The following is a 19,412-nucleotide window of genomic DNA, read 5'->3' as shown; positions in this document are numbered from 1 at the left end:
GCGTTTACCGTGATGCCATGCTCGCCCCATTCTGCCGCAAGCGCCCGGGTGAAGTTCACCAGTGCACCTTTGCTCGTGTTGTAGGCGACCGTCTCGATTCCCGAACGATTTCCGGCCAACCCTGCGATCGAGGCGACGTTGATGATCCGACCATGCTTGTTGGGGATCATGCTGGCCCGCCCGATCGCCTGGCTGAACAAGAAGACGCTTCGGATGTTGAGGTTCATCACCTTGTCCCATGCCTCGATAGGATGACTTTCAGCCGGGGCACCCCAAGAGGCGCCGGCATTGTTGACCAGGATGTCGATCTGCTTCAAGCGGTTCAGTGCTTCGGTGCAAACGTATTCCACCTGATCCGGCCGCGCCGCGTCTCCGGCTATCCATTGCGCGTCGATGCCGCGCGAGGTCAGGACCGCTGCGGCGGCCTCGAGGTCGGGCGCCTTTCGAGACGTGATTACAATGCGTGCGCCGGCCTCTCCGAGGCTTTCGGCGAGCTGCAGTCCAAGTCCCCGCGAACCGCCAGTTATCAGAGCCGTCTTGCCGCTCAAATTGAGAAGCTCCATTACGTGTGTGGACATATAGTTTCCTTGCGTTCTGGTTAAATTCGGCGGCGAGCGGCTGTGGCCTACATGGCGCCTTGGAAGCCAGCCGTCCGCGACTGCAATTCGCGTGGCACTAGAGGGTAGTGCGAACGGCGCGGCGACCGGCCCTAGTTTCGTACATTCGTTCCTGCAAGCCCAATAACAGGAGGGCCGCTTCGGTCAAACTGAAGGCCGTTGCGGCCAAGAGACGCTATGATCATTGAGCGCATTGCTGAAGAGAGGGCGCGATCGATCAGAACTGCAAGCGGAAGGGCGCCAAACGCATTGAGGAGACCCGGCAGCGCCTCTCCGGTCATACAGAAGGCGAAGATAGCGAACCGATACAGTCTTCGCCGCCAGTCAGAGTCTTGAAAGTCGGGAGACATCGTTGCGGCCCAGTGTACCGAGAGTTTCAAGGTGCGTTTTGAGCGGGGTTCAACGGTAACGCGCTTAATGATCAAGCTGGTCCTGGCCGCAACGGCCTTCAGTTTGGCCGAAACTGCCCTCCTGTTATTGGGCTTGCAGGAACGAATGTACGAAATCAAGGATGGTCGTCGCACCACGATTATGCGGTTCGATTTCGTCAAAGGCGACGCCACGCTGAAAGATCAGAACACTTCGGAATGACCGAACGGCGCTGGTTAAGTACCTATCCCGAATGCCAACGAACTGTTGCAAGGTAACGTAGGAGTACATTCATGACGACCGCACTCATTACCGGCGCTTCCAGTGGCATCTGCACACCCCGAGCTTAGACCGCGAATGATAGCGCGGTCGGATCCAAAACCAGCGGGCAGCGAATGAAAGTCATCGTTATTGGTGCCGGCATTGGAGGCTTAACCGCAGCTCTAGCTCTTGTGAAAAAGGGCATTGATGTAACCGTCGTCGAACAGGCACCGCATTTCCGCGAAATCGGGGCGGGGATTCAGATCGGAGCAAACGGCACGCTGGTAATGCGCGAGTTAGGACTTGAGGACAAGCTGCTCGCCGTCGGCGTCATTCCCCAGGCCTGGGATACCAACGACTTCGAAACTGGCCGAATGCTCTTTGCAACACCGCTCGGTGAAGAGGCTGCGCTGCGTTATGGTGCGCCGCTGTACAATCTGCACCGCGCGGACTTGATTGACCTGCTCGCTAAGGGGCTTCCCGCCGGGGTGCTGCGCTTCGGAGCTCGTTGTGAGGAACTCGGGCAGACCGCGGATTTGGCATGGGTCAAGCTTGTTACCGGCGAGGTTCTAGAAGCCGATGCCGTTGTTGGCGCAGATGGCATTCATTCGCTAGTCCGCGAAAGACTGTGGGGGCACAAGCCGGCCCAAGCCGCCAATATTCTGATGTGGCGCGCCCTCATTCCGGGCGACCGCCTTTCGTCCGTCGACCTGCCGGAGCGCGGACACAATTGGACCGGTCCGGGCCGCACGATCGTGTCGTACTGGGTTCGGCCGCAGAAACTGTACAGCGTCCTTGCGTCCGTTCCGGACACGGAAGTGCAGCGAGAATCGTGGGAAGAGGGCGGTAACATCGAGGAGTTTAGGCGATCGTTCTCCGCTGCTGAGCCACGACTAAAACAACTGCTGGATCAGATCGATACCGCTTTTATTACGGGAATGTACTATCGCGATCCGATTGAAAATTGGACAAGCGGACGCATCACCCTGCTCGGCGACGCGGCGCATCCGATGGTGCCCTTCCTGGCCCAGGGCGCATGCCAGGGAATGGAAGACGCTTGGACGATCGCCACCGTACTTTCTAAATCGAACGACATTCCGAACGCCTTGCGGGAGTACGAGACCCGCCGCCGGCCGCGCACCACGCGCGTTCAATCCGGCGCGCGCGCGATGGTCAAGCTCGTGCACGAGTCCGATCGCGAACGGATCCGTATGCGAAACGGCCGTTGGAAGGGTATGTCGCGCATCGATCCGCTGGCGGAGACAAGCTGGGGACTAGGCTGGAAATACGATGTCCTGAAGGCGGTCGATCAACCAATCGGCGAGGTATTCGGCCTGTCCGCGGTTCAGGAGGGATTCCGCCTCTCCCGTCCCGAAAGCTGTAAGGCATACGATCTGTGGAAAAATGCGCTAACGCCGGAGGATGCCGCTCAAGGCTACGACGGCTTGAGGAAGGCGTACGAACGGTTCCTCCTAACGAACTTTCCACCGGACGGCGGCCTCGAAAGTGCCGAGAGGGAGCTTAACGGCGTACGGACGATCCGCATCAATTCATCGAGTTCGAAGTCGGGACCCGTCGTCCTTCATTTCCATGGGGGCGGTTATGTCGTTGGGTCAGCCGATAGTTCGCAGAACTATGCCGCGCGCCTTGCGCAGGCCGTCGAAGGCGAGTGTTTTACGGTTGATTATCGGCTCGCCCCGGAGAACCCGTATCCGGCCGCTCTCGACGACGCGGTTGATGCATATCGAGGTCTGCTCCGCGAGGGCATCTCACCAGAACGCATCATCCTCAGCGGCGAATCGTCGGGGGGCGGCCTTGCAATCGCCCTCGCGATGGCGCTTCGGTCGGCCGGCGATTCACTCCCCGCAGGCATTCTGGCAGTTTGTCCCTTTGCCGACATGACGTTAAGTGGTGAAAGCCTCCGGCTTGCGGACGGCAAGGATCCGGCCGCAAACCGAGACAGCCTGACATTCCTTGCGGCATCTTACTTCCAGGGTCACGAGCCTCGCGATCCTCTCGTCTCGCCACTGTTCGGCGATTTTCGTTTGTTGCCACCGTTGTTTCTGACCGCAGCCACTAACGAGGCGCTTTTCGACGACACCCGCAGGATACTCCAGCGCGCGCAAGCCCAAGGTGTCGATGTCACCGTCGAACTCGTCGATGATTCGGTTCACATCTATCCTCTATTTCCTTTCCTCCCGGAGACGAAACAGTTCGTACTGGCCCTGAACGGCTGGTCAAGGCGCGTCCTGCAACAGGACGTTACGGATTTCGGCCCGCTGGAACACCCGATTGCTGCGCATTCCTAAGCACAAGGAGAACACTCAATGAAATCCTTCCACACATTCAATTTGATTGCCGCTGCGGCGCTTATATGCACGTCGCAGACGGTTCTTGCGCAGAGCAAATATGATACCGGCGCGAACGATACCGAGATCAAGATAGGCAATATTTCTCCTTATAGCGGACCGGCATCGGCCTATGGAATCATAGGACGGGTGCACGCCGCCTATTTCAAGATGATTAACGAGCAGGGCGGCATCAACGGGCGCAAGATCAATTTCATTTCGTACGATGACGGCTTCAGTCCTCCCAAGGCCGTGGAGCAGGCGCGCAAGTTGGTGGAAAGCGACGAGGTTTTTGCGATTTTCAATTCGATCGGCACACCGTCCAACTCGGCTATTCATAAATATATGAATAGCAAAAAGGTGCCGCAGATCTTCATCGCAACAGGCGCAACGAAGTGGGGCGATCCTAAGAATTTTCCTTGGACGATCGGATGGCAACCGAACTACCAAAGCGAGGGTCGGGCTTATGCCAAGTATCTGTTGAAAGACCATCCCGGCGTCAAAATCGGCGTTCTGTATCAGAACGACGATTCCGGAAAGGACCTTCTTAAAGGCTTGAAGGACGGGCTCGGAAGCCATGCCTCGCTGATCATCGCAGAAAACAGCTACGAAATTACTGAACCAACGATCGACACCCACATCGTCAAACTGAAGGCCGCCAATGTAGGCGTACTTATGAGCATGACGACACCGAAATTCGGCGCGCAGAGTATTAAGAAGGTCGCCGAGCTTGGCTGGAAACCCCTTCACATTATCAGCTACATCAGCTCCTCGCTCAGCGCCATTAAAGCGGCCGGTTTCGAAAACGCACAAGGGCTTCTATCGTCGAATTACTCGAAGGACGCGACGGACAGCCGATGGAAGGATGACGCGGGTATCAAGAGGTTCACAGAATTCATGGACAAGTATTTGCCCGACGGCGATAAGACGGATGGCTCAACCCTGTACGCTTACGGCGTGGCGCAGACACTCGTGCATACGATAAAGCAGTGCGGCGACGATTTGACACGAGAAAATTTAATGCGCCAGGCGGCTAATCTGAAGAATCTCGAAAACGATATTTTTCTGCCCGGGATTAAGATCAACACAAGTCCCACGGATTTCTTTCCGATCGAGCAGTTTCAAATGCAGCGCCTGACCGGCGATCATTGGGAAATGTTTGGAGACATTCTCGATGGCGAGGTTGGTGGTTAGTCGAACATTTCCGTCAAAATACCCCCGGATTTGTTAGCGAACATGATCAACTCTTTTTGCAACCAACGTTTGTCGTGACACATATTGTCGCCGTCGCTTCTCCTGGATCGAGACGGCGATCGACCTTCCGAACGGACCGACGATGCACAATCATGCTTCATTTCTCGACCAGAGCGGTCTCTATATCCTCATTCGTAGCGGCCCGACCTGCCGAGCGGAATGGAAGATCACTTGGAATCAGCGCTTTAAATTAGAGACCCGCGATACGATGCCGGAGCAACTCCCCCTTTTTGAAATCCGCATGAGGAAACGCGGCCGGGCGTGCCGGTGGTACCTCTGCACGATCGAGGGCCACGTCGTCATGCAGGGCTCTGAAGGCAGCCGGTCCGCCGCCAAGTACCAGGCCCGTCGCGCGCTGTTTCTAATGCTGCTGGCTTCAGCCAACCGACCGCACTGGCTCGGCTATCCCGGCGGGAGTACATCGCGCCGAAACCACTTATCAGCTGAATGAGAAAGTGCGGACCGACCTATCAACACTCGACATTCCGGCATTGTCGCAACTCCTCGCCGTCTGGAAGCCATCCAGGAAGAACGATTTAACTGGCCTCTGCCGTGCATTCCACTTCAACTAGGACAGCCGGATGAGGTAATAGAGTTACACTACCGTATCGTAATCCGAGCATCAGGCCCCACAAATGACCCACGTTGCAAAGCCAATACCGCTTCATTGCGTTCCATTAACGGACGCTACGGTTGATGAGTTTTACGATTTTCTTTTCGCTCCTTGGGTGAAGATGCTGGGGATTCGTGATTTCAAGGTTAGCCCTGGCTCGGTCTCCGCACTGCTTCCCCAACATGATGCCCTCCGGTTTTCCACTGGTGCTGTGTGTGGTCAGGCCATTATGGCTGCAATTGATACGGTTGCATCGCTGGCAATGCATACGACTGAGCGCCAATCTAAAGGCACCGTCTATCAACACACGCACTTCTTGCGTCCCGCCGTCAACGACGACTTCCATGTAAAATCAGAAGTCCTGCGCTTTGGCAAAGCGTCAGCCTTTACGGAAACTCGCGTATCGTTTGCGGCTACCGGCGAATTGGTAGCCCACGCCAGTTTGGAATTCGCCTTCTGAACCGCCTTAGACACCCACGACGATCGACATTACGACCGAGGTGTCCGAGTCGTGTCCGCCCCTGGAGGAATAGCAGAAGTCTCGCTTCGGGGCCGTCATGGTCGCTTTTGACGCAATGGTGACAATTATTGGCCAAGTGAGACGTCCAAGCATTCTATAACAGTCAAGCCCTAGGGCTAAATCTCCATATGTTAGAAACGTGCCCCTGGGAGCCAACAATGCCTGCTTACATGATTGCCCTGAACAGAAGCGTGCATGATCGACAAAAACTCGAAGCCTATTGGAAGGCAGCCGGCCCGACTTTTGAGGGACGGGGCGCGAAGTTTCTTTCCATTTATACACCGCTCGCGCCACTAGAGTTGATGGGGTCGCTCGAAGGTGTCGTCCTGATTGAATTTCCCGATGTGGCGGCAGCCAAGGCTTGGTACGAAAGTCCGGCATATCAAAAGGCTAAGCAGCACAGGGACGGCGCGGCGGATACCGAGTTTTTCATTATTGATAGCGGTAATGTTCCCCCTGAAGATCGTCTGCCGCACATCAAGAACCAGCAACCTTAGTCCATTTCTGCATCTGGCGGATTTTGTTGCAAAAGCCGGCGGAAACCGATGGATGTTGCTCGGCTTCGCTAAACCCGATGGATTTTGATCCACCGGCTCTCATGCCTACGCAACTCTTACGTTACGCAATAAACAAGGCGTGAGCCGGGTGGCCGTCATGCAACCAGCGATGCTAGCCATCGCTGGTTTGAGCGATGGCAGCCAGAACAAGGCTCTTCTTGCGCGCCTCGTGGGCCGCGCAGTCGAAGCCGGCCGAACTTCAGGATACGCTTCAAATGCGCGAATCGCATCTCGATCTTTTTGCGCTCACGACGCGACTGCTCGAAGATCTCGTGCCGGCGCCGGAAAGGAGTGAAGTCGCGAGCGGCTCCATGCTGACTACGCCGAATTCTGCGAAATGGACCCTTCAGACAGCGTTGTGCTCTGAGTTCGTAGCCGTCGCAATCATACTCCTCGCCGGGTAGGGCATTTTAGTTCCATCATTCACAAGTGTCCCGATCGTCGTCCGGGTCTTACCCGCAGGACAGTGGTAGACGTCGTGTGTGGGATTATATCGAAAGTCGTTGTACGAGAACGGTTCCATCATCCCACTTTGACTGAGCGACCCGCTTCAGGGGAGTTGACTGCGGTTCTTCGAGGACATCGAGGTCGACGATGTACGCACCTCGGCCTCATTCACTTTCACGACGTAGACCGTAGTGGAGTTTGCCCGACAGTCTAAACCTCAACCCATTCAGTAAACGGGATGGAAGCAAACAATCGCGGCTATGAGGGACCCGTCCCGTCTGGTTCGCACGTCGGTAGCGGCTCGCGCAGCGGGGGCAACGGGCTGCCGTGTCGAGGGCCGCCATTGCGATCTCGCGAATTGCGTTGAATCAAGCCCGTAATCGCAGGAGATACCGTCAGCCTTTCGAGCGTGATCGCATCCAGGTGGATATCGAACTCGCGGAACGCATGGGGAATAGCGGACGCATGCCAGAGCGGTATGAAGCAGTGCGCCCAACTTGCTTACTCGATCATATCTATCGCGCTTGTGCCGTGTCGCAAGTGAATAGCGTTCGGCTCGCTCCCGCACGGGCTTACGCTTTCGTCTCAAATCGTTTGACCGCCATCCACTACAATTGTCTGCCCCGTCATGAACGAGCCTGCCTTCGATGCGACGAGTACGGCGACCCCGGAGATCTCGTCCGGATCACCAATGCGTCTGAGTGGGGTATTCGCGGTTGCGCGGGCAAGGGTATCGGGATCGTCCCAGAGCGCCTTTGCAAAGTCCGTCTTTATGAGACCTGGCGCGATCGTGTTCACGCGGACATTGTACTCTCCGTATTCCACGGCAAGGTTGCGCGCCAGTTGCATGTCTGCAGCTTTCGAGATGCAGTAGGCGCCGATTACGGGTGAGCCGCGGAGTCCGCCGACGGAAGAGATGATAACAATCGCTCCATCCCTGCGCTCGATCATCCCGGGAACGACCGCAGCGATCATCCAGTGATTTGCGATGATATTGTTCTCAAGGATTTTTCTGAATTGGTCATCTGAAATGTCGATCTGCCGGCCGTAGTACGGGTTCGAAGCCGCGTTGCATACAAGGATATCTATCTTGCCGAATTTGGCCCGCGTCGTCGCCGCGAGGTTCTCGAGATCATCCTTCGACGAGATATTAGCAGGCACGGCGATCGCCCGCCCGGGGCCGTATTCCTGATTTATTGCCTTGGCGACCTCTTCGCATGGGCCCGCTTTTCGCGAAGATATCACGACTTGCGCGCCGTGCTCGGCATAGCGTACGGCAATCGCCCGGCCAATGCCGCGGGACGATCCTGTTACAATGGCGACCTTGCCGGCAAATCGAAAAGCGATGACATGTTGCCTCTTTCGTATGTACCGGGTCGCAATATCGCGTAGATCGCAACGGTGCAGCCCAACTCTTCGTCGCACGCCTTCAGGAGGCACTTTCGACCGATGGACGAGGCCCATTCGGTCTAGCGGCGAAGCGAACGCCAGCGATCCCTTGCTTCGAAACCCGGATTCAGTCGGTGGGCATTTCGTCGACCAGAATCGGGCCGAACAATTCCCAACGTTCTCCGTCGAAGCGCATCATTTGAAATTGCTTATTTAAGCGATAGTCAGTCTTCGATGTCGATGCTGTCATGCCTGGCAGCGACAAGTCAGTCGTTATCTCGCTGAGGTTCGTGGCAATGTTCATGATATTTTCCCGGGTCAGATCGTCTCCCGCTCTTTGAAGGATCTGCTGCAGAACTTGTGCAGCCAAATAGCCGTAAGAGTTGAGCGACGAAAGCCGATCGCCCTCTGCATAGTACTTGTCCATAAACACGAAGTACCGCTTCATGCCGGGATCGCTGGACCATTGGGGATCGAGTGGGTCCTTGGTGTAATTGACGCTGAGAATCCCGGTTGAAGCGTCTGTTCCGGCCGGCTTGAGGACCGCTCCAACGGAGGTCGAGTTGATGCCCAGGATCTGGACGGGCTTCCATCCCAGCTCCGCTGCCCTTCTTATCGATTGAGCGGCGTGTTTGGCTGAGGTTATATTGTAGAAGAGATCGGCCCCCGACGCTTTTAGCCTTACAATTTGACTGTCTACAGTCGGATCGGTGACCTCGTAGGATACTTCCGATACGATCATGCTGGCCGCTTTATCTCCTAGACCATCCTTCAGACCCTTCACATAGTCCTTCCCAAGATCGTCGTTCTGGTAGAGAACTCCAATTCTTGCATTAGGGTAGTTTGCCAGGATGAACTTCGCGTAGATGTGGGCCTCCGACTGGTAGTTGGGATTGAAGGCCATCGTCCATGGAAATTCCTTATAGTTGCTGAACCGAGTGGCTCCGGTGACGGAGAGCAACTGTGGGACTTTCCGTTGGTTCAGATATTTCTGAACCGCGGCGTTCGAGGGAGAGCCAAGCATTTGGAAGATTAGCAGGACTTCGTCGCTCTCGACCAGGCGCCTGACCTGCTCGACGGCTTTCGGCGGACTATATGCGTCATCGTAGGAGATAAGGGTAACCTTGCGACCGTTAATGCCGCCATTTTCGTTGATCATTTTGAAATATGCGGCCTGGGCTTTGCCGATCGTGCCCCAGGCGGATGCTGGTCCGCTGTATGGCATTGTCTGTCCGATTTTGATCTCGCTGTCGGTGACCCCAGGCCCATACGCCTTTTCGGCCAGCGTCGGCGACGTTAGAAGGCTCAGCGACACAATCACAAGGATTTGTCGGCGAGACCATACAGTAAGGCATCCCATTGCTTCCTCCGATCTGCATTATTGATTCAGGCGTCAGGCGCCTTCATTGCATTTGCGTCAGCAACCCTAGGGCCGGGACGAGAGTGACGGGTCGAGAGGTCTGCGATGATGCGACGCCGCACGAGGTATTTTCGGCCAACTACGGAGGCAGATACGGCCAGGATCGTGGATTGCGCTTGCGGCGAAGCGAAAGCTCGTCAATTTGCTTGTAGGCGTGACTCATTGGTTCCGTTTTCTCCCAGACTGCCAGGACTTCATTTTGTAGCCCTGGCTTTTTTTTGCTTGCGACCTATCGAAGCCCTGCAGCAGTGACGGAGATCGTTCTCGCCGACATCACGGCCCAGGCTGGTGCGGAGCTGGCGATGGCAAAATGCGGGAACGCAGCCTGAGACTGCCAGCGCCGCCGAGAACAGCAACGACGTCATCTTTCTCGGCCGGGTAACGTCCCGACTTACGTATCTGAATTGCCTAAGCGTGTAATCATATGGGACACGAAAGCTCTCCTGGCGTTGATAAGTCGGCGAGATTATCGGCGAACCCGCGTTGAGGCATTTCCCAATAGTGAGATTGCGTTTTCTGTTGAGCGACGGAACGCGAGCTCGTCGAAGCGTCCTCACAATGCATTCCGCAATGCTCGCTCCTGGAGTGGGCATTCTCGGCCAACAAGGAGGCGAGCGGTCACGAAATGCTTTGTACTATCGTCCATGCTCGGACTTGGCGGAACACACCGCTGATGGGATCTCGGTTCTCAGTGTGTCGATCAACTGGACATGACCAGTGACAGCCTATCGTATGGAAGTCACGTTCATCCCATCGCGCAACTCATTCCGCCGTCGACCGGAATAATCTGACCCGTTATGTGTTTGCCGGCCGACGATGCCAGCAATAGTGCGAGGCCCTTGAGGTCGTCTTCGTCGCCTATGCGCCCCAGAGGTGTTTGCGCGACTACGTTATCCATGCCGAGTTTCTCCAAAAGTCCATCGCCCATCTTGCTCGGAAATAATCCGGGTGCGATCGCGTTTACCGTGATGCCATGCTCGCCCCATTCAGCCGCTAGCGCCCGGGTGAAGTTCACCAGTGCACCCTTGCTGGTGTTGTAGGCCACGCACTCAATTCCCGCCGGATTTCCGCCCAACCCTGCGATCGAGGCGACGTTGATGATCCGACCATGCTTGTTGGGGATCATGCTGGCCCGCCCGATCGCCTGGCTGAACAAGAAGGCGCTTCGGATGTTGAGGTTCATCACCTTGTCCCATGCTTCGATAGAATGACTCTCAGCCGGGGCCGCCCAAGGCGTGCCGGCATTGTTGACCAGGATGTCGATCTGCTTCAACCGGTTCAATGCTTCGGTGCAAACGTATTCCACCTGGTCCGGCCGCGCCGCGTCTCCGGCTATCCATTGCGCGTCGATGCCGCGCGAGGTCAGGGCCGCTGCGGCGGCCTCGAGGTCTGGCGCCTTTCGAGACGTGATTACAATGCGTGCGCCGGCCTCTCCGAGGCTTTCAGCGAGCTGCAGTCCAAGCCCCCGCGAACCGCCAGTTATCAGAGCCGTCTTGCCGCTCAAATTGAGAAGCTTCATTACGTGTGTGGACATATGGTTTCCTTGTGTCCTGGCTAAATTCGGCGGCGAGCGGCTGTGGCCTACATGGCGCCTTAGAAGCCGGTCTGTCCGCGGCTGCAATTCGTGGGGCACCAGAGGGTGGTGCGGCCCTACTTCACCCTTGTCAGGTGGCCTGGATGCAAGTTCGTGTTCAATTTTTGATCGGCGCGTAAGGCCCGCATGTCCTTCCTGAGTATTTTTCCGACGGATGACTTCGGAAGGGACTCGACGAATTCGATGATCCTGGGCTGCTTGTATCCCGTAAGATGACGGCGACAATGCGCCTTCACATCAGTTTCGTTCAACGCGTTGTTTCTTCGCACGACAACCAGCCGGACGGCCTCCCCCGTATCGGTATCTGGGGTGCCGACCGCGGCGCATTCGAGGACGCCCTCCAGTTCCGCAACCACGCTTTCGATCTCGCTGGGGTACACATTGAAACCGCTCACCAGGATCATGTCCTTCTTACGGTCGACGATCTTGAGATAGCCATCTTGGTCCATGGATCCCAGATCCCCCGTGAGATAGTAACCCCGGGAGTCTAACACTTGAGACGTCTCCTCCTCGCGCTTCCAGTATCCGCGCATGACCTGCGGCCCCTTGATCGCGACTTCGCCGACCATGCCCGGACCGACTTCCTTTCCTGTGGGGTCCAGCAGAGATACGAACGTCGAGGGAACGGGCAGGCCGACACCAGGAGCTCTGATGTCTCCGGTCGGCGGATTGCAGGTTACCGTGCCAGCAGCCTCCGACAGACCGTATCCTTCGCAAATCGTGCTTCCGGTGCGCAGTTTCCAGCGTCGAGCTGTCTCCGGATTGGTCGGCATGCCGCCGGCCGTTGTCACCTTGAGATGGCTCCAATCGACCTTGTCGAAATCCGGATGTGCCATTAATCCGTTAAAGAGCGTATTGAGGCCCGGAAACATATGGACTTTATGAGCCCTTAGAGTTTTCAAGGTGGCGCTCGTATCACGCGGATTGAGTATCAGCACATTCTTGCCGCCGACCCTCAGCATAACCATGCTCGTGATAAACGCGAGGATATGATATAGCGGTAAGGGACATGCCGTGACTGGCTGCTCGCCTGCGGGAATCGTGTCGAGTGCTAGTCCAAACCATGCCTCGTTTTGCAAAACGTTGGCGACCAGATTTCGATGCGAGAGGATTGCCCCCTTCGATACGCCGGTGGTGCCACCAGTGTACTGCAGAACCGCAACATCGTCAGGCTTGATCTCAGGATTTTTGAGAACCAGACGACTTCCGAGCCGCAGAGCTTGTGAGAATTTTACTGAGCCCGCTAATTCAAACGCCGGAATCATCTTCTTTATTTTTCTAGTGACGAAGTTGGTAATGGCCGACTTGGGAAACGGCAGCATGTCGCCGATCGAGCAGAGCACGACATGATCTATTTTTGTTCTTGCGACGCACTGATCCAACGTCGCTGCAAACTTGTCCAGGATCACAATTGCCTTAGCACCGGAATCTTTTAGCTGATGTTCGAGTTCCCGCGGCGTGTATAGGGGATTGACGTTCACGGCGATCATTCCCGCCTTGAGGATAGCTGCCACGGCGATCGGATATTGCGGAACGTTAGGCAGCATCACCGCCACCGGATCGCCTCTCTCCAAGCCAATGCTTTGGAGATACGATGCAAAGTGCGAGCTAACCAGATCCACTGTCCGATATGTTATATCGATTCCGAAAAAGTTGTAGGCGACGCGATCGCCGAACTTTGAGAAACTGGCGCGGAGCAAATCGACCAGCGATCCCGAGTCTGCTGTTAGGTCGATGTCGGCGTTGAGGCCATCCGGATAATTACTTAACCAGCGCCGTTCGGTCATTCTAGCTCCTTGGTTTCCCGCATTTTTTTGATCGTTCGGCGTGGCATTCGCCGTTGCCGAAATCGAACCATACAATCGTGGCGCGGCGACCGTCCCCGGCTTTGTACATTCGTGCTTGCACGCTGCTCGATAATAGGAGGGCACTTTCGGCCAAACTGGGGGCCGTTGCGGCCAAGGACAAGCTATGATCATTGAGCGCACCGCCTTTGATCCCATGCTCAACGCATCTTCAAACTCTCGGCATCAAACACCTAGCCGCAACAATGTCTCCCGACACAAATTCCTCCCTTGCCCGCACCATGATCTCGGCGTTCGGAAACCCATGGAACCATCGAGGGCGCGAATGCCGTTTGTGTGCTCGGGATGCAGATGCGACATCAGCACGATGTCGTGCTCTTGGGGCCAACCGCGCTTTTGTCATTCCCGCTATCGACTGCCCGTGCCGCCGTTCAATCCGGAGCTGATCAATACCGGCAGCAAGCAGTCCTCATCGACAGCGGCAACGGGGTCTCTGCCCTCGAGTCGACCAAGAATCGCGGCCGGACGCACGCTGCAAAACCTCGCCCAACGGGAGAACATTGCACCGCAAATGAATGCGAAACAGCCGCAACAAGCGCAGGGGAGTATTCGCCATAGCGATCTGGATAGCCGCCAACTGCTTGGGGGCAGCCACTGTGAGCGCGGCGGCCACCGGCGGGCACGCAGGCGCCGGGCTTCGATCGCAACATGGTAAGCGCCTACGAATGCACCTCGATCAATGACGGGGCGCGTTCGTTTCCGATGTCCGACAAGTGGGTGACTAACCTCGCGAAGAAGGAGGCGCTGGCGGCAGCCGAAGCCGCCTTCATGTCGACGGGCATGGTGACGGTGTGCCGGGAGACCGCAAGCCAGATTTTGCCGGAGAGAGGACCGCTCGTCGTTATCGTTAGCCCTTGCTCGGGTTGATGAGAAACTTCTCGCCGGTGGCGCGCTTGTTGTAGACGTCGATATTGGCGAGATCGAGCGTCTCCTGCAGCGAGACCACCTTGGTGTAGTGGCTGGCGAAGGTGGTCTTGAGTTCGGAGGCGACACGCTGGCGCAGCCTGCCGATGTCGGCCGGGCCGATCTTTTGCAGGAACTGCGTCAGCAGCCAGCCGCCTACGCCCCAGGCCAGCCCGAACGACCGGCTCAATTCGGTCGGACGGTTGTCGAGGCTGCCATAGATATAGACCTGCTTGTACACGTTGGAGCCGTATCGACTGTATTCCTTGGCCGTCTTGTTGGCTCCGGCCTCCATGCAAGTCAAGATCCGCCCGGCGAGCTTGCCGCCGCCGATGGCGTCGAACGCGATCGTGGCGCCGGTTTCCACCAACGCGTTGGTGAGATCGTCCATGAAAGTGGCAGCGGTGGAATCGACGACATATTTGGCGCCGATCTTGTGCAGGATGTCGGCCTGCTCCTTGCTGCGCACGATGTTGACGAGGCCGATGCCGTCCTTGATGCAGACCTTGTTGAGCATCTGGCCGAGGTTCGACGCGGCTGCGGTATGCACCAGCGCCTTGTGATTCTCGCGCCGCATGGTCTTGGTCATGCTGAGCGCGGTCAGGGGATTGACGAACCAGGACGCGCCTTCGGCAGCAGTGGTGCCGGCCGGCAGCTCCATCACGTCCTTCACATTCATGGTGCGGTACTGGCTGTACATCGCGCCACCGATCATCGAGACCGTCTTGCCCATCAACGCCTTGGCAGCATCCGACGATCCGGTCCGGATCACGGTGCCGGCGCCCTCGTTGCCGACCGGCAGCGACTGATCGAGCCGCGCCGCCATCATCCGCATGACGGCTTCCGGCATTTTCGCCGTGACCACGGGAGATTCCTTGGAGCCCGAGACCTTGGCAGTCGACATGTCGGCCGGGCCGATCACGAGCCCGAGATCGGACGGGTTGATAGGCGTCGCCTCTACGCGGACCACGACCTCATCTTCTGCAGGTTCGGGCGTCACGATGCTCACTAGCGACAATTCGAGCTCGCCACTCTTCTTGAGCAACGAGCGCAGCTGCAGCCCGATCTTTCCATCACTCATCGCAAATCCTCCCATTTGTGTTGGTTACATCTAGATGCGCTGAAGCGTCACGCCAAGGTGACCATCGCTGGTCGCAGCTATCAGCTATCGCGACGCAAGTCACGCTGTCCGATTCGATAGCGCGCGGCCGGTTGAGAGTTGAAGCAGCCCGAAGCCAAAACGCCACGCGCTTGTTCAAACGCCTCCCACGTCGCTAGGTCTGGGAGGGGCGGAATTGTAATCAGCTCCTTTCGATCGAAACCGACCAGGGCAGCATCGACGAGATCCTCGACCTCCATAAGGTTGGCCACCTTGCTGATGTCGCCACCGGATCGTTCAAAGATTTCCGTGCGCGTGGCGCCAGGGAGTACGGCTTGGACATAGACGCCCTTTGACGTCACTTCGGCAGCAAGGCTTTGCGTCAGCGTCATCACATAGGACTTTGTAGCTGCGTAGATCCCGCGAAGGTACTCAGGCTGAAATGCCAGCGCGGAAGCGACATTGATGATTGCCCCGTTGCCGCGCTCGACCATACCGATGATGGCTGCGGACGCCAGCATCGTGGTCGCGACAACGTTAAGTCGCAGCAAGTTGGTCATCTTGGCAGGGTCAGCAGCGGCGAAGTCGCCGATTAGTCCTGTGCCGGCGTTGTTGACGAGGATGTCGATCTGAGGATTAGAGCGGAGACGCTGAAGGACCGGTTCGAGCTCGAGGTCGACGACGAGATCCGCTGCAATGACTTCGATCGTAACGCCGTGCGCGTCGCGCAGCTCTTCCGCAAGTGCCTTCAACCGGCTGGCTGCCCGCGCGACGAGAACCAGATCATAACCACGTGCGGCCAGGCGGCGCGCGTAGACTGCACCGATGCCACTGGAAGCGCCGGTAATGAGTGCGGTCGTCATGAATGTACTCCTGCGTTACCTTGCAACAATGCGTCGGTGGCGAGAGGAAAGTCGTCTAGGCCTCGTTCGCGGCTTTTGCCTATCGGCCTGGCTGAACTGTCATCCGCGATTTCAAGTGGAGCATGAGGTGATACTCATGCCGGCTTTTGATACAATGGAGCGGAGCAAATCAACCAGCGATACCGAGTCTGCTGTTAGGTCGATGTCGACATTGAGGCCATCGGGAGGAGAGTACTTAACCAGCGCCGCTCGGTCATTCTAGCTCCTTAGCTTCCCGAATTGGTTTGATCGTTCAGTGTGGCGTCGCTTTGACGAACTCGAACCATATAATCGTGGTGGGCCGACCGTCTTTGATTTCGAACATTCGTTCTTGCAAGCTCAATAATAGGAGGGCTGTTTCGGCCAAACTGAAGGCCGTTGCGGCCAGGACAAGCTCTGATCGTTAAGCGCCTTGCCTTTGAACCCATGCTCAAAACTCGTCTTGAAGCTCTTGGCATCGATCCCCGGGCCGCAACGATGTCTCTCGACTTTCGACGCCTCTAATGAGATCCAGCGCAACATCATCGCAAAAGCGGTGCTGGGCTTGCAGTGGACCTGTGTGAGGCATCCAATGGGCATCCCGTTAACCGAAGAGCAGGAATTGCTCCGTTCCAACATTCAGCGGTTTCTGCGCGATCAATACGATTTTGAGCAGCGCCTGAAGATTATTGCGACCGATGAGGGCTGGAGCCGCAAGCACTGGAGCGCATTTGCCGAACTCGGGTTATGCGCAGCGCCATTTCTGGAAAGCTCTGCCGGCCTCGGTGGCGGATCGCTCGCGACCATGATCATAATGCAAGAGTTCGGCCGCCATCTTGTCGTCGAGCCTTACCTCGAGACGGTCGTTCTCGCAGGCGGCCTGATCGAAGAGGTTGGCTCTCCTAAGCAACGGCAGGAATTCCTGCCGAAGATTATGGACGGTCGCGCGGTGTGGGCGCCGGCGTGGGCGGAGGGACATTCACGCCACGATTTCAGCAACGTCGCGACGACGGCCCGACGCCGGGGGGACAATTTCGTCTTGAGCGGAACGAAGACGGCTGTGATTGGTGCGCCGTGGGCCGACAAACTGATCATCTCGGCACGAACCTCCGGTGGACAGCACGATCGCGCAGGGGTGAGCCTTTTTATCATCGATCGTCATTCGGCGAACCTCGACCTGCAGGGATTCAAGACCATCGATGACCGTCGCGCCGCGGAACTCACGCTGAGGGACGTCCACGTGCCAGCCGACCAGATGCTGGGCACCGAAGGCGAGGGTGCCGGCGCTCTGGATGCCTGCCGCGATCGTGCTATCGCAGCGCTCTGCGCGGAAGCCGTCGGCGCAATGAGCAAACTAAATGCGTCAACGCTGGAGTACAGCAGGACGCGCAAGCAGTTCGGCGTATCGCTCGGGACGTTTCAGGTACTGCAACACCGCATGGTTGACATGTTCGTCGCCCTCGAAGAAGCGATCTCGCTGACACAACATCTGAGCCTCAGCCTTGTGGCAAAGGAACCGCATGGATCGAAACTGGCTTCCGTTGCCAAAGCAAAAGTCGGCAACGCCGCAAAATTCATCGCCGAACAGGCTGTTCAGATCCACGGTGGCATAAGCAAGAGCGACGAATTGGACGTCGGCCATTACTTCAAGCGAATAAGGTCCATCAACATCCAGTTCGGCGACCCCACCTAATCACCTGATGCTGTTTGCACGACGAGACTGACTCAAGCTTGGAATGCGTGGTTACCACGCCCAATCGGAGAATAACCATAAATGAAGCCGTGATCATTTTCGACTGCGCACGGGCATCGGCAAGGCTTACCGCGGTCCGCTGAACAAATGAACGTGACCTGCAAAGGAGCGATCCGCACCGATCTTCCGGTGACGGTCGCCGGCACGACGATTGACCGCCAGTGCGCATCCGGTCTGCAAGAGATCGCGGTCGCTGCGCGCTTGGTCATGCTCGACGGCGTCGAAGTCGCGGTTGCAGGTGGAGCGGAGTCAATCAACCTGGTTCTGAACGATCACGCTGAAGAACAATGCTTAGATCCAATGCGTATCGAACGGCCGCTCCTGGCGCAAAGCCTCCAAGCGCTCGCGCTCGGCCTATTTCGGTACAAATGACCGCTAATCTGTTGCCAATTTGACGCAGTCGGGAAAACTCGGCAAAGCCGGACATCGTCTCGACTGCAATCACTCGACATATCCCTCAACAGATCGATACGTTCGGTCTTTCTTTTTGCGTATTGTCATCAGTGGTTGCGGGGCGTGGCGTGAGCATTCAGATCACGACGTTGAAGGTCCTGGCGGGACACCCAGGAGGACGAGCAACGCACGCTGACGTCACTAGATCTGTCGCCATTTTAATGTCTAGCGGCGCGGATTGGTCGGACCGCATGAAGCGCCTGGCGGCGCGCGCGCCGGATCTGAGCATTTTTTCCAGCGGCTATGTTATCCGCGACGACAGTGGATGGCAGATCACTGATGCCGGCCGCACCTTCCTGACATCCATCGAAGCGGCAAACTGCGAGACCACAGTTATTGAACATGAGATCGTTCAGCCAATGCTCGCCGCCGAGCCGAATCTTCCGCCGAATGTTGTCCGTTTCACGGATCTGGCGGAGCGACGTCGCCGGCGCGAAGCCGCCTAGATTAGTTGCGTGGGGGTACGGTCGCCTTGCGCTACTTTTCGGACATGGCACAATCTGACGGGCGATTTCTTCTTCCGAGAAGCAGACATTGTCTGCGTTAATTCGCGACTGGCAGCTTCTGGCGCAAGGCGGCCATTCCCGTCCGGTGCGGGACGCACTACGGCCAGCTCGACGGATTGCAGCGCCGTAGGCGCGGCCGAGGGTCTTCGATTGCGACGAGGGCGTCCGGTGTCCGAACGAGCGAAATCCCATCTTCTTCTCGCGGGGAACCTACGGATGCCCTGGAGTGGTTTGCGATTGCCGATGTGCAGGATGGTGGAAGCCGTTTACCATCGGCGCGAATCCGTTTGAGTGGGCCGCCCGTTCCGGTACAGACTACCGGTACGCACAACCCACTGCGGTTGTCCGGAAACGCTGGTTTTATTTCGGTTTTCGAGGTCATTGAGACCCTGGCAGAGAATCCCTCCCTCTCCGCCAACAAGCCGCGAAATTTCCTAAGACCTTCGAAAAATCCCGATGGTACACAGGAGTGGTCACCGTGGGCCCTCGCTTGAATCCTCGCATTGCCGCCGGGCCGGCCGCCGCAACAACTTTCCGCGCACGCTTGGTCATCACTCTACTCA

Annotated in this window: 16 protein-coding genes and 3 pseudogenes; 12 read left to right on the top strand and 7 right to left on the bottom strand. The window is 57.1% G+C overall.

Going from position 1 to position 19,412, the window contains the following annotated elements:
- The coding region (locus tag JQ611_RS07375; RefSeq protein WP_212465019.1) for an SDR family NAD(P)-dependent oxidoreductase at positions 1–578 on the bottom strand (578 nt) is incomplete at its 3' end.
- A 456-nt stretch (positions 579–1,034) separates the two neighbouring features.
- On the opposite strand from JQ611_RS07375, the gene JQ611_RS07370 reads away from it, so the two are divergent.
- The 7 genes from JQ611_RS07370 to JQ611_RS07340 all read left to right on the top strand — a co-directional run bounded on the left by JQ611_RS07370 (position 1,035) and on the right by JQ611_RS07340 (position 6,943).
- On the top strand, positions 1,035–1,208 hold the full coding sequence (locus JQ611_RS07370) for a hypothetical protein (protein ID WP_212465018.1): 174 nt from the start codon (positions 1,035–1,037) through the stop codon (positions 1,206–1,208).
- A gap of 173 nt (positions 1,209–1,381) precedes the next feature.
- The gene (locus JQ611_RS07365) at positions 1,382–3,556 is read left to right on the top strand and encodes an FAD-dependent oxidoreductase (protein WP_212465017.1); all 2,175 of its coding nucleotides are present in this window, start codon (positions 1,382–1,384) and stop codon (positions 3,554–3,556) included.
- A gap of 18 nt (positions 3,557–3,574) precedes the next feature.
- A complete protein-coding gene (locus JQ611_RS07360) occupies positions 3,575–4,789 on the top strand; it encodes an ABC transporter substrate-binding protein (protein ID WP_212465016.1) in 1,215 nt (404 codons plus the stop codon).
- Between the two features lie 142 nt (positions 4,790–4,931).
- Positions 4,932–5,300 (top strand): hypothetical protein, encoded by a 369-nt coding sequence (locus JQ611_RS07355; protein WP_212465015.1) that lies wholly within the window; start codon positions 4,932–4,934, stop codon positions 5,298–5,300.
- A gap of 184 nt (positions 5,301–5,484) precedes the next feature.
- Entirely contained in the window at positions 5,485–5,922 is a 438-nt protein-coding gene (locus tag JQ611_RS07350; RefSeq protein ID WP_212465014.1) for a PaaI family thioesterase, read from the top strand.
- Positions 5,923–6,140: 218 nt separating this feature from the next.
- The gene (locus tag JQ611_RS07345) at positions 6,141–6,479 is read left to right on the top strand and encodes a DUF1330 domain-containing protein (protein WP_212465013.1); all 339 of its coding nucleotides are present in this window, start codon (positions 6,141–6,143) and stop codon (positions 6,477–6,479) included.
- 194 nt (positions 6,480–6,673) lie between these two features.
- Positions 6,674–6,943 (top strand): hypothetical protein, encoded by a 270-nt coding sequence (locus JQ611_RS07340; RefSeq protein ID WP_212465012.1) that lies wholly within the window; start codon positions 6,674–6,676, stop codon positions 6,941–6,943.
- Positions 6,944–7,571: 628 nt separating this feature from the next.
- On the opposite strand, the gene JQ611_RS07335 is transcribed toward JQ611_RS07340, so the two are convergent.
- From JQ611_RS07335 to JQ611_RS07320, 4 genes are all read right to left on the bottom strand, one after another.
- Positions 7,572–8,450 (bottom strand): SDR family NAD(P)-dependent oxidoreductase, encoded by an 879-nt coding sequence (locus tag JQ611_RS07335; protein WP_212465011.1) that lies wholly within the window; start codon positions 8,448–8,450, stop codon positions 7,572–7,574.
- Between the two features lie 52 nt (positions 8,451–8,502).
- On the bottom strand, positions 8,503–9,735 hold the full coding sequence (locus JQ611_RS07330) for an ABC transporter substrate-binding protein (RefSeq protein WP_212465010.1): 1,233 nt from the start codon (positions 9,733–9,735) through the stop codon (positions 8,503–8,505).
- Between the two features lie 805 nt (positions 9,736–10,540).
- Positions 10,541–11,314 carry an SDR family oxidoreductase gene (locus JQ611_RS07325; protein WP_283816739.1) on the bottom strand — a complete coding sequence of 258 codons (774 nt, stop codon included), beginning with the start codon at positions 11,312–11,314 and terminating at the stop codon, positions 10,541–10,543.
- Between the two features lie 131 nt (positions 11,315–11,445).
- The gene (locus JQ611_RS07320; protein WP_212465008.1) at positions 11,446–13,176 is read right to left on the bottom strand and encodes an AMP-binding protein; all 1,731 of its coding nucleotides are present in this window, start codon (positions 13,174–13,176) and stop codon (positions 11,446–11,448) included.
- Positions 13,177–13,621: 445 nt separating this feature from the next.
- On the opposite strand from JQ611_RS07320, the pseudogene JQ611_RS42950 reads away from it, so the two are divergent.
- Positions 13,622–13,741 (top strand): annotated as a pseudogene (locus JQ611_RS42950) (MBL fold metallo-hydrolase); the annotation flags it as partial.
- A 122-nt stretch (positions 13,742–13,863) separates the two neighbouring features.
- Positions 13,864–14,046, top strand: a pseudogene (locus tag JQ611_RS07315) (MBL fold metallo-hydrolase); the annotation flags it as partial.
- A 55-nt stretch (positions 14,047–14,101) separates the two neighbouring features.
- On the opposite strand, the gene JQ611_RS07310 reads toward JQ611_RS07315, so the two are convergent.
- Positions 14,102–15,238 carry a zinc-binding dehydrogenase gene (locus JQ611_RS07310; protein ID WP_212465007.1) on the bottom strand — a complete coding sequence of 379 codons (1,137 nt, stop codon included), beginning with the start codon at positions 15,236–15,238 and terminating at the stop codon, positions 14,102–14,104.
- 80 nt (positions 15,239–15,318) lie between these two features.
- Positions 15,319–16,119 (bottom strand): SDR family oxidoreductase, encoded by an 801-nt coding sequence (locus JQ611_RS07305; protein ID WP_212465006.1) that lies wholly within the window; start codon positions 16,117–16,119, stop codon positions 15,319–15,321.
- Between the two features lie 481 nt (positions 16,120–16,600).
- On the opposite strand from JQ611_RS07305, the gene JQ611_RS07300 reads away from it, so the two are divergent.
- The 3 genes and pseudogenes from JQ611_RS07300 (at position 16,601) to JQ611_RS07290 (ending at position 18,789) form a co-directional block, all read left to right on the top strand.
- Positions 16,601–17,830, top strand: a complete 1,230-nt coding sequence (locus JQ611_RS07300) for an acyl-CoA dehydrogenase family protein (protein WP_249132992.1) — start codon at positions 16,601–16,603, stop codon at positions 17,828–17,830.
- Between the two features lie 150 nt (positions 17,831–17,980).
- Positions 17,981–18,184: pseudogene (locus JQ611_RS07295) on the top strand (acetyl-CoA C-acyltransferase); the annotation flags it as partial.
- Positions 18,185–18,534: 350 nt separating this feature from the next.
- Positions 18,535–18,789 carry a hypothetical protein gene (locus JQ611_RS07290; protein ID WP_212465005.1) on the top strand — a complete coding sequence of 85 codons (255 nt, stop codon included), beginning with the start codon at positions 18,535–18,537 and terminating at the stop codon, positions 18,787–18,789.
- The last annotated feature ends 623 nt before the right edge of the window (positions 18,790–19,412 follow it).

This window comes from Bradyrhizobium sp. AUGA SZCCT0182 (assembly GCF_018130185.1).
GTDB lineage: Bacteria > Pseudomonadota > Alphaproteobacteria > Rhizobiales > Xanthobacteraceae > Bradyrhizobium.
Note: the sequence above shows the minus strand (reverse complement) of the source record. Positions and strands in the feature narration are given on the sequence as shown.

Bases quoted from the DNA above. Each gene is read 5' to 3' on its own strand.
- JQ611_RS07335 (WP_212465011.1), bottom strand. From the start codon at position 8,450: ATGGGCCTCGTCCATCGGTCGAAAGTGCCTCCTGAAGGCGTGCGACGA.
- JQ611_RS07305 (WP_212465006.1), bottom strand. From the start codon at position 16,119: ATGACGACCGCACTCATTACCGGCGCTTCCAGTGGCATCGGTGCAGTC.
- JQ611_RS07290 (WP_212465005.1), top strand. From the start codon at position 18,535: ATGAAGCGCCTGGCGGCGCGCGCGCCGGATCTGAGCATTTTTTCCAGC.
- JQ611_RS07330 (WP_212465010.1), bottom strand. From the start codon at position 9,735: ATGGGATGCCTTACTGTATGGTCTCGCCGACAAATCCTTGTGATTGTG.
- JQ611_RS07320 (WP_212465008.1), bottom strand. From the start codon at position 13,176: ATGACCGAACGGCGCTGGTTAAGTAATTATCCGGATGGCCTCAACGCC.
- JQ611_RS07310 (WP_212465007.1), bottom strand. From the start codon at position 15,238: ATGAGTGATGGAAAGATCGGGCTGCAGCTGCGCTCGTTGCTCAAGAAG.
- JQ611_RS07340 (WP_212465012.1), top strand. From the start codon at position 6,674: ATGGCAGCCAGAACAAGGCTCTTCTTGCGCGCCTCGTGGGCCGCGCAG.
- JQ611_RS07355 (WP_212465015.1), top strand. From the start codon at position 4,932: ATGCACAATCATGCTTCATTTCTCGACCAGAGCGGTCTCTATATCCTC.
- JQ611_RS07365 (WP_212465017.1), top strand. From the start codon at position 1,382: ATGAAAGTCATCGTTATTGGTGCCGGCATTGGAGGCTTAACCGCAGCT.
- JQ611_RS07360 (WP_212465016.1), top strand. From the start codon at position 3,575: ATGAAATCCTTCCACACATTCAATTTGATTGCCGCTGCGGCGCTTATA.
- JQ611_RS07345 (WP_212465013.1), top strand. From the start codon at position 6,141: ATGCCTGCTTACATGATTGCCCTGAACAGAAGCGTGCATGATCGACAA.
- JQ611_RS07325 (WP_283816739.1), bottom strand. From the start codon at position 11,314: ATGAAGCTTCTCAATTTGAGCGGCAAGACGGCTCTGATAACTGGCGGT.
- JQ611_RS07350 (WP_212465014.1), top strand. From the start codon at position 5,485: ATGACCCACGTTGCAAAGCCAATACCGCTTCATTGCGTTCCATTAACG.
- JQ611_RS07370 (WP_212465018.1), top strand. From the start codon at position 1,035: ATGATCAAGCTGGTCCTGGCCGCAACGGCCTTCAGTTTGGCCGAAACT.